The organism is Pseudomonas sp. yb_2, from assembly GCF_043103905.1.
GTDB lineage: Bacteria > Pseudomonadota > Gammaproteobacteria > Pseudomonadales > Pseudomonadaceae > Aquipseudomonas > Aquipseudomonas alloputida.
Genome location: NZ_JBICKH010000090.1, coordinates 1 through 14,641 on the forward strand (window position 1 = coordinate 1; position 14,641 = coordinate 14,641).

10 protein-coding genes and 1 pseudogene are annotated in these 14,641 nt (G+C 61.9%); 5 read left to right on the top strand and 6 right to left on the bottom strand.

What is annotated here, in order from left to right; translation table 11 throughout:
* On the top strand, nt 1-644 hold a 644-nt coding region (locus tag ACF8FB_RS25250), incomplete at its 5' end, for a hypothetical protein (RefSeq protein ID WP_392512323.1).
* 431 nt (nt 645-1,075) lie between these two features.
* Nucleotides 1,076-1,417: pseudogene (locus ACF8FB_RS25255) on the top strand (nicotinate phosphoribosyltransferase); the annotation flags it as partial.
* A gap of 91 nt (nt 1,418-1,508) precedes the next feature.
* On the opposite strand, the gene ACF8FB_RS25260 reads toward ACF8FB_RS25255, so the two are convergent.
* The gene (locus tag ACF8FB_RS25260) at nt 1,509-2,393 is read right to left on the bottom strand and encodes a LysR family transcriptional regulator (protein ID WP_392512325.1); all 885 of its coding nucleotides are present in this window, start codon (nt 2,391-2,393) and stop codon (nt 1,509-1,511) included.
* A gap of 112 nt (nt 2,394-2,505) precedes the next feature.
* On the opposite strand from ACF8FB_RS25260, the gene ACF8FB_RS25265 reads away from it, so the two are divergent.
* On the top strand, nt 2,506-3,567 hold the full coding sequence (locus ACF8FB_RS25265; RefSeq protein WP_392512327.1) for a YeiH family protein: 1,062 nt from the start codon (nt 2,506-2,508) through the stop codon (nt 3,565-3,567).
* 214 nt (nt 3,568-3,781) lie between these two features.
* Nucleotides 3,782-5,155: a nucleotide 5'-monophosphate nucleosidase PpnN gene (gene ppnN / locus ACF8FB_RS25270; protein WP_014590577.1), complete on the top strand. Its 1,374-nt coding sequence runs from the start codon at nt 3,782-3,784 to the stop codon at nt 5,153-5,155.
* Between the two features lie 122 nt (nt 5,156-5,277).
* Here ppnN and ACF8FB_RS25275 read toward each other — a convergent pair whose 3' ends face one another.
* Both ACF8FB_RS25275 and pssA read right to left on the bottom strand, forming a co-directional pair.
* The gene (locus tag ACF8FB_RS25275; protein ID WP_392512329.1) at nt 5,278-6,423 is read right to left on the bottom strand and encodes a GGDEF domain-containing protein; all 1,146 of its coding nucleotides are present in this window, start codon (nt 6,421-6,423) and stop codon (nt 5,278-5,280) included.
* A 232-nt stretch (nt 6,424-6,655) separates the two neighbouring features.
* Entirely contained in the window at nt 6,656-7,984 is a 1,329-nt protein-coding gene (pssA, locus tag ACF8FB_RS25280; RefSeq protein WP_392512331.1) for a CDP-diacylglycerol--serine O-phosphatidyltransferase, read from the bottom strand.
* A 181-nt stretch (nt 7,985-8,165) separates the two neighbouring features.
* Here pssA and ACF8FB_RS25285 point away from each other — a divergent pair, with 181 nt between their 5' ends.
* Nucleotides 8,166-9,173 (top strand): GlxA family transcriptional regulator, encoded by a 1,008-nt coding sequence (locus ACF8FB_RS25285; RefSeq protein WP_014860028.1) that lies wholly within the window; start codon nt 8,166-8,168, stop codon nt 9,171-9,173.
* Between the two features lie 124 nt (nt 9,174-9,297).
* Here the strand turns inward: ACF8FB_RS25285 and ACF8FB_RS25290 are convergent, their stop codons facing one another.
* The 3 genes from ACF8FB_RS25290 to katG form a co-directional block, all read right to left on the bottom strand.
* Nucleotides 9,298-10,632: an MFS transporter gene (locus tag ACF8FB_RS25290; protein ID WP_392512333.1), complete on the bottom strand. Its 1,335-nt coding sequence runs from the start codon at nt 10,630-10,632 to the stop codon at nt 9,298-9,300.
* 162 nt (nt 10,633-10,794) lie between these two features.
* Nucleotides 10,795-12,006 carry a M24 family metallopeptidase gene (locus tag ACF8FB_RS25295; protein ID WP_010954506.1) on the bottom strand — a complete coding sequence of 404 codons (1,212 nt, stop codon included), beginning with the start codon at nt 12,004-12,006 and terminating at the stop codon, nt 10,795-10,797.
* A 159-nt stretch (nt 12,007-12,165) separates the two neighbouring features.
* On the bottom strand, nt 12,166-14,421 hold the full coding sequence (gene katG / locus ACF8FB_RS25300; RefSeq protein ID WP_392509485.1) for a catalase/peroxidase HPI: 2,256 nt from the start codon (nt 14,419-14,421) through the stop codon (nt 12,166-12,168).
* Nucleotides 14,422-14,641: the final 220 nt, after the last annotated feature.

The window sequence follows — 14,641 nt, forward strand, 5'->3', positions numbered from 1 at the left end:
TCCGAGCGTTCATCATTGCGCATTTCAAAATTGAAGGTGCCTCAATAGCTGACGTGGATGCGCTACTGGCCTCACTCTCGCTGCATCGCCTCCAGGCTTACCAAAATCTTAAGCTGCAAGATGTACATACACAGGTGCAGCATGCGACAGCGCAGTCAACTGTTGAGCCTGGGCAGCCCATTGAAAAGTTGACGAAGCCTCACGAAACTTTCAAGAATCGCCTTGATTGGAAAAAACAGATATTGACCGAGCAACAGCTTTCACAACTGGAAATCGTGGTCAAAACATCGGCGAATCTAAAAGAGAGATGCATGTATGAGCTGCTAGCTAAAGGCCTCCGAGCCCAAGAGGTTGTCACCGCGCAGGTAGGCTTCCCTATGAGCATTTACATGATGAAGGATAAGCATTCTAGGCTCCTTAATGTCCATTTGTCTCCAGCCCAGATCGACCTGTTCTATCAGTACTTTAAAGATGCGGGCCTCAAACGAGGAGACTATCTGTTCATCAAAACACTTGATGATCTGGGCTCAGGTATTAAGACACTTACTCGCATGTTTGAAGGGTGGATTCAGAGGGCAGGAATTGAAGGGAAGCACCGTGTGCGCGCCATGCGTCTGTCGGCAGTTTTGTTGTATAGCAGGTGAAGTGGCTGCATCAATCAGCGCGCCTTCTCTACTCAAGCTTCCTCCACATCCAAAAAACGCTTTTCCAAGTGAATCTCTATCGGCGCGGGGTGGCGTTCGCCACCTCGCCTCCTTGGCTCTTTGGCTCCCTCCCCTAGCATGAGTGAGTGGGTTCGGGTGATGAGAGCTGAGCTGCTGCGATCAGCCTACAACCCCGATGCGGTAGCTGACAGGCCAGTGATCTCACTGGGCGGGCGGGAAAATGTGCAGATCAATATTCCAGGAAAGAGGCAATCATTCAGTCCAGAGTGCTGCTTCCTCGTCAAAGAGTCGAACGCAGATTTAGGATTGGACAAAATTTCAGTCCCAGAAATACTCCTAAAAATAGTTCCTGTAGAACAACGAGTTAGATCGTGGCGGTGGAGTTGTGGGATGTCCTTGGGATCACTATGCACGACTCGGGCGACCCGCTGGCCTGGGCGGAAAAGGCTATTGCCCACTACCAGCGGCTTGGGATCGACCCGAAAAGCAAGACACTGATTTTTTCCGATGGGCTGGACTTTGCCAAGGCGCTGGGGCTGTATCGGGCGCTGCATGAGCGAGTCAATGTGAGCTTTGGTATCGGTACCCGGCTGACTTGCGATATCCCGGGGGTGGAGCCGATGAACATCGTGATCAAGATGACCGACTGCAATGGGGCGCCTGTAGCGAAAATTTCCGACAGCCCAGGCAAGACACAGTGCCGGGATGAGAATTTTGTGGCTTATTTGAAGCATGTTTTCAGGCTGGTGTGAGGGCGCCTGTGCTGGCCTATTCGCGGGTAAACCCGCTCCTACGGGGCCCGCTCCGCCCTATTAGAGCTGATCCGCGAAGAGGCCAGTACAGTCAACCTACCTCCTGCGTATCCACACACAACTCAAGAAACCGAGCCGCCGCCCGAGACGGCGTGGCCGCATGCGGCATCAGTATAGAAAATCGCCGCACCAATCTCGGCCCTAACGGCAACCGCTGCAGCGCCCCATCTTCATGACGAATGGACATCGCCGACACAAAGCCAACCCCCATCCCGGCCCGGACCGCCTCTTTTACCCCTTCAACGCCAGCGATCTCCAGCGCCACCCGCATTGCCACGCCATCGCGGGCAAACGCCCGCTCGACGATCTGCCGCACACCCGAGCCGCTTTCACGCAGTACCAAGGGGTAGGTGCCGAGCGCCGCCAGTGTCTGCTGGTCACTGCTTGCCAGGGGATGCCCGCGGGGCACAATCGCCACGATCTCGTCCTCGCGCCACGGCGTCACTTGCGTACCCAACGGCAACTCCTGCCCGGGCGGCCCCTCGATCAGGGCAATATCAACACTGTCCAGGGCGGCGACGATCTCCGCCGTGTTGCCATGCGAGGTGCTGACCAGCACATCCGGATGACGCCCGTGAAAATCGGCGATCAGGTAAGGCAGCAGGTAACTGGCGGGCGTGGTACTGGCGCCGATGCGCAAGGTGCCGCGCTCCAGCCCGCGCATGGCCTCGCGCAATGCTTGGGCCTGGCGGAAGGTTTCGCGCAGGCGCTCGGCATGCGCCAGCAACTGCTCACCGGCCGCTGTCAGCCGCACGCCGCGGCCGGCACGTTGGTAAAGGGGTTCGCCAAACGCCTCTTGCAAGAGCTTGAGCTGGCCGGACACCGCCGGCTGCGACAGGTGCAGGGCTTGAGCGGCATGGCTGATGTTGCCGTGCTCGGCAACCGTGGCAAATGTTATCAGCTGTTCTGGGGTCATGATTCAAAAATATCAGCTAAACGGATATTTGCCATCCTAAATTACGATTTTTTATAAGCTTATAACCAGATTAACGTAGGCCTTGTCGAAACACCTTTTCCGGAGGACTCACATGGCCACGGTTCCGTCCAACCCTGCCTTTGCCCCTACCCTCTCCACCCGAGGGCGGCTCAATGGCATACTTTTCGTCGCGCTGTTCGCGGTCGCAGTCACTCAACTGGCGGCCCTGCCCGATATTGCCAACCTGGGCATCAGCCCGCTGATCGTGGGTATCGTCGCAGGTACCTTGTATGGCAACGCGCTGCGTGACGGCGTACCGGCAAGCTGGGCGGCAGGCATCAATTTTTCCGCTCGCGGCCTGTTACGCATTGCTGTGGCATTTTTTGGCCTGCGCGTAAGCCTGCAGGAAATTGCCGAGGTCGGCTGGTCGGGGCTTATCGTGTCGGTGCTGGTCGTCACCAGTACCCTGCTGATCGGCCTGTGGTGTGGCATGAAAGTGTTCAAGCTCGACCGCGATACCGCCTTGCTCACCGCCGCCGGCAGCGCTATCTGCGGCGCTGCCGCCGTGCTGGCATTTGAATCGGCGCTGCGCAGCGCCCCCCATAAAAGCGCCATGGCAGTCGGAAGCGTGGTGCTGTTCGGTACCTTGTCGATGTTCCTTTACCCACTGGCGATCAATGCCGGCTGGCTGCATCTGGATACCATGGGCGCCGGGCTGTGGCTGGGCGGCACTGTCCACGAAGTGGCGCAGGTGGTAGGCGCGGCCAGCAATGTCAGCCCCGAAGCCACGCATGTCGCCACCATCGTCAAGATGACCCGGGTCATGCTGCTGGTGCCGGTACTGCTGGTGGTCGGCCTGTGGATCAGCCGTTCGCGCAAGGCTGGCCAGGCGCAGGGCAACGGGCGCATTGCCATGCCCTGGTTCGCTTTTGGCTTCCTGGCACTGGTACTGGTGAATTCGCTGCAAGTGCTGCCTGGCAGCGTGACCCAGGCCGTGAACAGCCTGGACACCTTTGCCTTGACCATGGCCATGACGGCGTTGGGCATGGAGACCCGCTTCAGCCAGATTCGCCAGGCCGGGCCACGGGCGCTGGCGACCGGCGCGATCCTCAACCTGTGGCTGGTTGGCGGGGGGCTGGCGATTACCCTGGGGGTGCAGAAGCTGTTGGGCTGATTCGAGACCGAGTCGGCTGCTTCGCGGGTAAACCCGCTCCTACAACAGGTCCGCACCGCCATCAAGGCTTGCGCTGTACCTGTATGGGAGCGGGTTTACTCGCGAAGCAGGCCGCCCGGTCTCAAGGTTTTTTACAGCCCCCCTCGTTGCCGTCCACATTTCTCGGTATGGTGGTGTCAAAGAAGGATGTTTTACCCGCACAGGAAAGACTTAGATGCCTCAACGCCATGTCATCAATGCATCCGTCAGCCCCAAAGGCAGCCTGGAGACGCTGTCACAACGTGAAGTGCAGCAACTGAGTGAAGTCGGTACCGGTAGCCTCTACACACTGTTCCGCCAGTGCGCCCTGGCAATCCTCAACACTGGCGCCCATGTCGACAATGCCAAGACTATCCTTGAGGCCTACAAAGACTTCGAGGTGCGTATCCACCAACAGGACCGCGGCGTGCGCCTGGAGCTGCTGAACGCCCCGGCCGACGCCTTCGTCGATGGTGAAATGATCGCCAGCACCCGTGAAATGCTGTTCAGCGCCTTGCGCGACATCGTCTACACCGAAAGCGAGCTGGCCAGCCAGCGCATCGACCTGGAAAGCTCCCAGGGCATCACCGACTACGTTTTCCACCTGCTGCGCAACGCGCGTACCTTGCGCCCGGGCGTGGAGCCGAAGATGGTGGTGTGTTGGGGCGGCCACTCGATCAGCACCGAGGAATACCAGTACACCAAGAAGGTCGGCCACGAACTGGGCCTGCGCAAGCTGGATGTCTGCACCGGCTGCGGCCCGGGCGTGATGAAAGGCCCGATGAAGGGCGCCACCATCGCCCACGCCAAGCAACGCATGCATGGCAGCCGCTACCTGGGCCTGACCGAGCCCGGCATCATCGCCGCCGAGGCGCCCAACCCGATCGTCAACGAACTGGTGATCCTGCCAGACATCGAGAAGCGCCTGGAGGCCTTCGTACGCGTCGGCCACGGCATCATCATCTTCCCGGGCGGTGCCGGCACGGCGGAGGAGTTCCTGTACCTGCTGGGCATCCTCATGCACCCGGACAACCACGACCTGCCGTTCCCGGTGGTGCTCACCGGCCCGCGCAGCGCCGAGCCTTATCTGCAACAGTTGCACGCTTTCGTCGGCGCCACGCTGGGTGAAGCGGCCCATCGCCTGTACGAAATCATCATTGATGACCCGGCGGAAGTCGCCCGGCACATGGTCGAAGGCCTCAAAGCGGTCAAGCAGTTCCGCCGCGAGCGCAACGATGCCTTCCACTTCAACTGGCTGCTGAAGATCGAGGAGAGCTTCCAGCGACCGTTCGACCCGACCCACCAGGCCATGGCCGACCTGGACTTGCGTCGTGAGCTGCCGCCCCATGAACTGGCGGCCAACCTGCGCCGGGCGTTTTCCGGGATTGTCGCAGGCAACGTCAAGGACAAAGGCATCCGCCTGATCGAGGAACACGGGCCGTATCAGATCCACGGTGACAGCGCCGTACTGGACCCGCTGGGCCGGCTGCTGCAGGCATTCGTCGACCAGCACCGGATGAAGCTGCCAGGCGGCGCGGAGTATGTACCGTGCTATCAGGTGGCAACCTGACTACGCTGTTTTGCTGATGACGGGCATGGATGCCCGTCAAACGCGGGTGCTGGGTGACGGGGAGCGTCTGTACGGACCACCCACATGGGTTACATGAAAGCTCACCCACCTGGGTGACTCGCTCACTGCCGGAGTTCAACCACCGCCCGCTCGAAAAACCGGATGCTGTCGCGCCCCCCACGTTTGGACTGGTACAACGCCACATCCCCCTGCTCGATCAACGCCGCCAGGCTCGCCGGCGGCTGATCGAACACGTTGACACCAATGCTCAAGGTAACCGCCTGGGGCGTAGGCACGGTCTTGTCGGCATACTGCTGGAACTGCTCACGCAGCCCACTACCCAGTTCCATGACCCGTTCACTGCTCGCGCCACTGAGCAGGATGACGAATTCATCCCCGCCCAACCGCGCCGCCAGCGAGCGCTCGGGCAACGCCGTACGAATCATCTCGCTCAAGGCAATCAGCAAACGGTCGCCGGCGATATGCCCGTGCAGGTCGTTGACCAGTTTGAAGTTGTCAATGTCGATCAACAGCAATGCCCCAGGTTGCGCCGGGCTCACGTCCTTGAAGAAATGCCCCGCCCGTACCTCCAGTGCACGCCGGTTGTACAGCGCAGTCAGCGGGTCACGGGCTGCCAGCCGGGCAATCCGCTCTTCACGCCGGTAACGTACGGTGCCGGTCATCGACAAGGCAATCAGCATGATCGCCATCGCGCCTTCCACCAGCGAAACCTGAATGATCAGCCCGCCAAAGGTCGCCAGGTCAATCAGCGTGCCTGGCGTGATCGCGATGGCCGCCTTGGCCACATAGAACAACCCATGGATCAGCAACACATAGCGCAGCTGCACGGCCCCGACACTCAGCGATTTGCCATGTGGCCGCAGCAGGAAACTGGCCTTGAGCGTCAGCGAGGCCACCAACAACGAGTTGACCATCAGCATCACCTTCGACCACTGCGGGCCCACGGGCAGCAGCAGCAAGGCGAACCAGACCAGCACAATCATCAACCACGCACGTGACAAACGTTCCTGGGTGAAGCGCAGCACGCCGATCAGGAAAAACACGTGGGCCACCACCAGCAAGCCATTGGCGAACCAGATTCCGATGAACAGAAAGCCGACCCCGCGCAACAATGCCAGGGTGCTACCAACCGTAATCGTGGCGAAACCCGCACTCCAGTACAGCAACGAGGGTTCGCGCACACTGCGCCATTCAATCGCCAGGTACAAGGCGGCCGCAGCGGCCAAAGCGACTGTAATAGTCAGCATCGTGGGTGGATCTAACGCCATATACACATTGGCCTGTCTGGTTAACGGGAAAAGGCCCGACTGTATGCGATCGTGATCACGTTCAGAGGGGCCTTGCACGGTTGCCTGCACATTGTAATCCAGCCCCTGACAAAGGGCCGTGGGCAGCAATATCATAATGACATCAATGCGCCGTGCGCACCACTCTGGCCCTGTCGCTGGCTTGCCGGCGACAGGGCCAGTACAGGCGATGTCAGAGCACCCGCTTGATCAACGGTTCCAACCGGCTATAGCGCAACCGACGCAGAAACTTGCGCACTTGCTTGGGATGTTCGGCCTTCTCCCCCAGCGCCTCTGCCGAACCGATTCTCGGCGCAAAGCGCCGTAGTTCGCTCAACTCCGCTTCCCGTGGCGCCAGCCATTGCCCCTGCGGGTCGTCGATCAGCAGGCCGTTCTCAAGGTCCAGGTTGAACCCGCGCGGGTTCAGGTTGTTGCCGGTCAGCAGCGAATAACGCTGGTCGATCCACACGCCCTTGGCATGGAAGGTATGCCCCGGATCGTTCCAGATGCGTATTTGCAGCTGGCCGCTGGCAATCGCGGCGTGGCGGCGGCGGGCGAAGGCGCGCAGGTTGTCCTCGTACAGATAGGGCAATGCACCACTGGCACTGAACGGTTCGCCAGGGGCGATGTAGAAGTCGTTGGCGGTGCGGTCACCAACAATCAGTTCCACCCCAACCCCCCGTGCCAGGGCATGGTCAAGTTCGCGCATCACGACCTGTGGCGGGTTGAAATACGGCGTACTGAGGATGATCTGCGTGCGCGCCACTGCCAGCAAGGCGCACAGTGCCCGATTCAGTGGATTGCCACGGCCCACACCCAGCAGCGGGATCACCTGCAAGCCCTGCCCCGTCATACTGGCAGGTACCTCGTAGGCCATGCGTCGCAGCCTTGCGCGCAAACGCCGAATGTCGCCGCGCAGGCTGCGGGTGGAAGGTGGCGCCGGCAGGTCGAGGCGCGGTGTGGCGGTGTGGTGCAGCAAACGCTGCACCAGGCCGACCATGGCATCAGCCAGTGCCGATGACTGGAACAGGTGGTAGCGATCCAGGCGATAGCGGTCGAAACGATGCAGGTAGACGTTGTTCAGACTGGCGCCGGTGTAGATCACGCAATCGTCGATGATGCTGCCTTTAAGGTGCAACACCCCGAACAGTTCGCGGGTCTGCACTGGCACGCCATGGATCGCGATGTCCAGCCCGCGCAACTGGCGCTGGGCCTGATACCAGGCGGCATTGCCCGGCTGACGCCCGGCCCCCAGCAGCCCGCGCCTGGCGCGGAACCAGTCGACCACGATGGTGATCTCCAGGTCTGGCCGCGCGGCCTTGGCCTGGTACAAGGCATCCAGCACTTCCTGGCCGGCCTCGTCCTCCTGCAAGTACAGCGCAACGATAACGATGCGCCGAGTCGCCGTACGGATGCGCTCGAACAGGCAGGCGCGGTAAGCCCTGGCATCGGGCAGCACCTGGATCGCTTCGGGGGCCATGGCATAGCCTGGCAAGCCCGCCAGCATGGTTTCGGGGTTCACTGACGCTCACCTTCTCTGTGCAATCACTACCGGCCCAGCCAGCCGGCGGGGCCATTCCTGGCCGCTGCATCCGGGGTGTATGATCGACCCGGCAACGACCCATAACAACAAGAACCACGCGAGGCTCTGCTTTCTCACTGCCCCTGCCCAACCAGGCCTCAGCTTGCACAGGAACAGCGCAATGGTCCACCCCGCTTCTGCAAACCTATCGCCGTCTAGTGTAAAGAATTGTTCGGCAAAGACCTTTGGCTTCCTGATTTTGCCCAATTTCACCACCATCGGCCTTGCGTCGGCGGTGGAGACCCTGCGCATGGCCAACCTGGCCGCGCGCAAGCCGCTGTATCGCAGTGTGCTGATCGCCGCAGACGACGCGCCGGTGGTGGCCAGCAACGGCATGCGCGTGCTGCCCGACTACAACATCGCCAACGCCCCCGCGCTGGATGCCTTGCTGGTGGTCGGCGCCAACCCGATCGACCGAAGCCGTAGCAACCGCCCATTGATCGACTGGTTGCGCCAACTGGCCCGCCAGCGCTTGCCGCTAGGCGGTATCTGCACCGGTAGCTACCTGCTGGCCAAGGCCGAATTGCTCAAGGGTTACCGCTGCACCATCCACTGGGAAGACCTGCCGACGTTGCAGGCGCACTTCCCCGGTATCGTGATCTCCAGCCAGCTGTTCGAACTGGACCGCGACCGTTACACCTGCTCAGGCGGCGTGGCGGCCATGGACATGATGCTGCAACTGGTGGCCCGGGACACGGGCGGCCAGGACATCGCGGCCAAGGCCGCCGAGCTGTTGCTGTGCGACCGCGTACGCGGTGAGCGTGAGCGCCAGCGTGTACCGCTGCGCACCCTGCTCGGCAGCGCCCAGCCCAAACTGAGCCAGGTGGTGGCGATCATGGAGGCCAATCTGGAGGAGCCGCTGGGGCTGGAGGAACTGGCCAGCCTCAACGACGTGACCGTGCGCCAATTGGAGCGGCTGTTCCACAAGTACCTGCAGCGCACGCCCAGCCAGTATTACCTGGAGCTGCGGCTGTCGCGGGCGCGGGAGTTACTGCTGCGCAGCGACGTGCAAGTGCGTGAGGTAGCGCTGGCCTGCGGCTTCAGTTCGCCTGCGCATTTTTCCAAGAGTTATAGCCGGTTCTTCGGGCTGTCGCCTTTAGGGGAGCGGCGCCAGGCCTCTCTCCATTGAATGGGGTCATGTATTGGCTTGGCTGGCCTCTTCGCGGGCAAGCCCCCTCCTACACGCACACCGGTGGTCCGCCACAGGCCGTTGTAGGAGCGGGCTTGCCCGCGAAGAGGCCAGTGCAGGTCAACTAATCTTCAAGGGCCGCGTGCGCCGTCTCCCGACACATCAGCATGGCCACCAGCGCCACCAGTGCTGCCGCCAGCAAGTATCCTGCCGGGGCCAGCTTGCTGCCCGTCGCCTGAATCAGCCAGGTGGCAATGAACGGCGCAGTCCCGCCAAACAGCGAATTGGCCACATTGAAGCTCAAGGCAAACCCGCTGAAGCGCACCCGGGTCGGAAAGATTTCGGCCAGCAGGCACGGCAAGGTCCCGTCGTTCATCGCCAGCATCGCGCCAAAAAGGATCTGGATGGCCAGAATCACCAGCAGCGGCTGGCCGTCCAGCAGGCGAAACAACGGCACGGTCAACCCCAGGAACAACAGCGAGGCCACCACCAGCATGGTCTTGCGACCAAACTGGTCGGACAGCCGCCCCATGAGGAAGATCAAGCCGATATAGGTGGCCAGCGACACCGTCGAAGCGATGAACGAATCCCGCTCGCTCATGCCCATTTCACTGGACAGGTAGGTCGGCATGTAACTGAGCAACAGGTAGAACGCAACCGCATTCAGGCAGGTGACACCCATGCCGATCGCCAGACTGCGCCGGTGCTGGCCCAGCAGCTCGCGCAGCGGCGTCGTGGCCATGCCGGCCTTGGTTTCCAGGCGCTGCTCCATCTCCAGGAACTTGGGCGTGTCCTGCAAGCTCATGCGGATATAGCGCCCTACCAGGCCGAACGGCGCCGCCAGCAGGAACGGCAGGCGCCAGCCCCATTCATGCAGGGCTTCACTGCTGAGCAGCTCATGCAGCACCGCAACGAACGCCGCACCGAACAACAACCCCGCCGCCGTGCTGGCCGGCACGATGCTGGTGTACAAGCCACGCCGCCCAGGCGGCGCGTACTCGGCCAGGAACGCAGCGGCTCCGGCGTACTCACCCGAGGCGGAAAACCCCTGTACCAGGCGGATCAGCAACAGCAAGGCCGGTGCCCACAGCCCGATCTGCGCATAGCCCGGTAACAAGCCGATGCAGAAGGTGGATACCGACATGATCAGGATCGACCACGAGAGCGCGTTTCGCCGACCGTGTCGATCGCCGAAATGGCCCCAGACGATGCCACCCAGCGGGCGCACCAGGAACGACAGGGCGAATACCGCGAAGGTGGCCAGCAAACCGGTGGTCTTGTCAGTTTGCGGGAAGAAGGTGGCGGCGATGATGGTGGCCAGATAGCCGTAGGCGGCGTAGTCGAACCACTCGACGAAGTTGCCCATGAAGCTGGCCCGGGCGGCCTTGCGCAGCGCCTGGCGTTCGGCGTTGTGTGCGGGGCCGGCGATGGCGGATGGGTCTAGGGTGGTGCTGGACATGACGGGTACCCTCTGGTTCTTTTAATTGGAGGCAGGGTCTGGTGGTCATACGGGGATCTTGTTGTTGTCTGGGCCGGCCTATTCGCGGGTGAACCCGCGCCTGCGAAAACGGTGAAATCCCCGCAGGAGCGGGCTTGCCCGCGAAGCAGCCGACGCCGATGCTTATTTGCGAATGATGTTGTGCTCCGGCCCATACGGGAACTTGGTGATGTTCTCGGCGCCGCTGTCGTTGACGATCAGGATGTCGTGCTCGCGATAACCGCCCGCCCCCGGTCGCCCTTCAGGCAGCATGATCATCGGCTCGATCGACACCACCATGCCCGGTTCCAGCACGGTATCGATGTCCTCGCGCAGCTCCAGCCCCGCCTCGCGGCCGTAGTAATGGCTGAGCGTGCCGAACGAATGGCCATACCCGAAGGTGCGGTACTGCAGCAGGTCGTGGCGCAGGAAGATCTCGTTCAGTTCGCGGGCGATATCGCTGCAGCGCATGCCCGGGCGCACCAGCTGCAGCCCGGCTTCGTGCACTTCGACGTTGGCCTGCCACAGGCGCAGGTACTCGTCCGGGCAGTGGTCAAGGAACAGGGTGCGCTCCAGCGCGGTGTAGTAGCCGGCGATCATGGGGAAACAGTTGAGGCTGAGGATTTCGCCCTTGCCCACACGGCGGCTGGTGACCGGGTTGTGTGCGCCATCGGTGTTTAGCCCGGACTGGAACCAGGTCCAGGTGTCCATCAGCTCGGCGTCCGGGAAGCGTTTGGCAATTTCGCGCACCATCGCCTGGGTGGCATGCAGTGCCACCTCGTACTCGGGCACCTGCTCACGCAGGGCCTCGACCACTGCCGCCCCGCCGATGTCGGCCACCTGTGCACCGTGACGGATAAGCGCCTGCTCCTCGGCCGACTTGATCATGCGCATGCGCATGCACGGCGCAGCGATGTCCACCAGCTCGGCCTTGGGGTAGCAGGCGGCGAGTTTGCCGTGGTTCTGCAGGTTCAGGTGGTCGTACTCCACGCCGATGCGCGAAGCCAGCGGCAATGCCTGCTGGATGGCGACGAAATAGTTGTCGCGCTGCCAGTCGGTGTAGACGATGTTGTCAGTGCCGACCGTGCGCCGCCAAGGTTGCCCACCGTCGATGTTGGCACTGATCGAGACCACCTTGTCCTGGGTGATCACCAGCGCATAGGGGCGGCCGAACGAGCAGTAGAGGAAATCGCTGTAGTAGTTGACGTTGTGGTACGAGGTGAAAATTGCCGCCTCGATGTCCTGCTCGGCCATATAGGCCCGCAGCCGGGCGTGGCGAGCAGCGTATTCCTGAGCGGAGAAGGTTGGTTGTACCTTGTCGCCATTGCGGATTTTCAGGGTCTTGGGCATTTGCATGGTCGGGGTTCCTTGTCGTTGTGAGCACGCTGTTCAGGCCGGCCGCCTGAGAAGCATTGCAACAGAACCGACGAGGACACTTTTGTATCTATCCGACCTGGAATTGGCGGGATGACCACTGGCCAAGGGGGCGCTGAGCGCGCCCCCCGCCAGGCAACGCTATTTCAAATCAAAGCGGTCAAGCTCCATGACCTTCTGCCAGGCGGCCACAAAGTCTCGGACAAACTTGTCACCGCCATCACTGCTGGCATACACCTCGCTCAACGCCCGCAACTGGGCATGCGAACCGAACACCAGATCTACCCGGCTACCGCTCCACTTCACCTGCCCGGTCTTGCGGTCGCGGCCTTCAAAGGTTTCGTTGTCCGCCGAGGTCGGTTTCCACTCCACGCTCATATCCAGCAAGTTGCGGAAGAAGTCGTTGCTCAGCGTCCCCGGCTTGTCGGTGAACACGCCGAGTTTGCTGCCACCATGGTTGGCACCGAGCACCCGCAGGCCACCGATCAGCACGGTCAGCTCCGGCGCGGTCAGGGTCAGCAACTGCGCCTTGTCCAGCAACAGTTTCTCGGCCTTGACGCTGTAGCGTGCCTTGGTGAAGTTGCGGAAGCCATCGGCCAGCGGTTCCAGCACGGCGAACGACTCGACGTCGGTCTGCTCCTGCGACGCATCGACTCGGCCCGGGCGGAACCCTACGCTGCCGCTGTAGCCCGCATCCTTGGCAGCTTTTTCGACTGCCGCGGTACCGGCCAGCACGATCAGGTCAGCCAGGGAAACCTTCTTGCCGCTGCTGTTGAACTCGCCCTGGATCTTCTCCAATGCCGCCAGCACCTTGTCCACGCCCTGGTTTGCAGCCCAGTCCTTCTGTGGCGCCAAGCGCAAACGTGCGCCGTTGGCACCACCGCGCTTGTCGGAGCCGCGGAAGGTCGACGCGGATGCCCAGGCGGTGGAGACCAGTTCGCCCACGCTCAAACCCGAGGCCAGGATCCTGGACTTAAGGGTCTCGATGTCTTGCTCGCTGATCGTGGATGGGTCAGCTTTGGGCAACGGGTCTTGCCACAGCAACTCTTCATTGGGCATTTCCGGGCCCAGATAGCGCGCCAGCGGGCCCATGTCGCGGTGGATCAGCTTGTACCATGCACGGGCAAAAGCATCCGCCAGCTGGTCAGGGTTTTCTTTGAAGTGGCGAGCGATTGGCTCGTAAATGGGGTCGAAACGCAATGCCAGGTCGGAGGTCAACATCGACGGTGCATGCCTTTTACCGGGATCATGTGCATCGGGCACCGTGCCTGCGCCTTTGCCGTCTTTCGGCCGCCACTGGTGCGCGCCGGCCGGGCTTTTGGTCAGCTCCCACTCAAAGTCGAACAGGTTATTCAGGTACTCGTTGCCCCACTGGGTCGGGGTGGAGGTCCAGGTCACTTCCAGGCCGCTGGTGATGGTATCCCCGCCTTTGCCGGAGCCAAACGTGTTGTGCCAGCCCAGGCCCTGCATCTCCAGGCCTGCCGCTTCCGGCTCGGGGCCGACGTTGTCGGCGGGGCCGGCACCATGGGTCTTGCCGAACGCGTGACCACCGGCGATCAAGGCCACGGTTTCTTCATCGTTCATGGCCATGCGGCCAAAGGTTTCACGGATGTCCTTGCCCGAGGCCACGGGGTCGGGATTACCTTCCGGGCCTTCCGGGTTCACGTAGATCAGGCCCATCTGCACGGCGGCCAGCGGGTTTTCCAGGTTACGCTCGGCCGACAGGTCGCGATTCTGCTCTTCACCATGCTTGGCCGGCTCGGCCACCAGGTCACCCTGCCCCGGCGGCTGCGCCTTGACCTGATCCTTGCCGTAACGGGTATCGCCGCCCAGCCAGACCTTTTCCGACCCCCAGTACACGTCTTCGTCCGGCTCCCACACGTCGGCACGCCCGCCGGAGAAGCCGAAGGTCTTGAAGCCCATGGACTCAAGGGCAACATTACCGGTGAGTACGATCAGGTCGGCCCAGGAAATCTTGTTGCCGTACTTCTGCTTGATCGGCCACAGCAGGCGCCGGGCCTTGTCCAGGCTGACGTTGTCCGGCCAGCTGTTGAGCGGGGCGAAGCGTTGCTGGCCAGAGCCCGCACCACCGCGGCCATCACCAATGCGGTAGGTGCCCGCGCTGTGCCAGGCCATGCGGATGAACAGCGGGCCGTAGTGGCCAAAGTCGGCCGGCCACCAATCCTGCGAGTCGGTCATCAGGGCAGTCAGGTCTTTCTTCAGGGCCTGGAAGTCGAGGCTCTTGAACGCCTTGGCATAGTCGAAGTCCGGGTCGGGGCTGGACTTGGAGGAATGCTGGTGAAGAATTCTCAGGTTGAGCTGGTCAGGCCACCAGTCACGGTTGGTGGTGCCGCCACCTGCGGTTTGATGGAACGGGCATTTCGATTCGTTCGACATCTGCGGGTACCTTTGGGTCGGTTATCCAGATTTCCGGTCTATGCCAGTGTTCTTTCAGCCGAGCGGGTGGGCTCGTACTACCCCTCATCAGGTGTACACGGGGCTTGCGAAGCTGTCACGGCGGGGGGACACGGTCTTGCACGCAGGTGCTGACGCGCTGCCCTGTCGCGGAATTCGCGGGGCCACGAGAAAGACTAGCCGAGCTTGGGCAGAGGTCTAA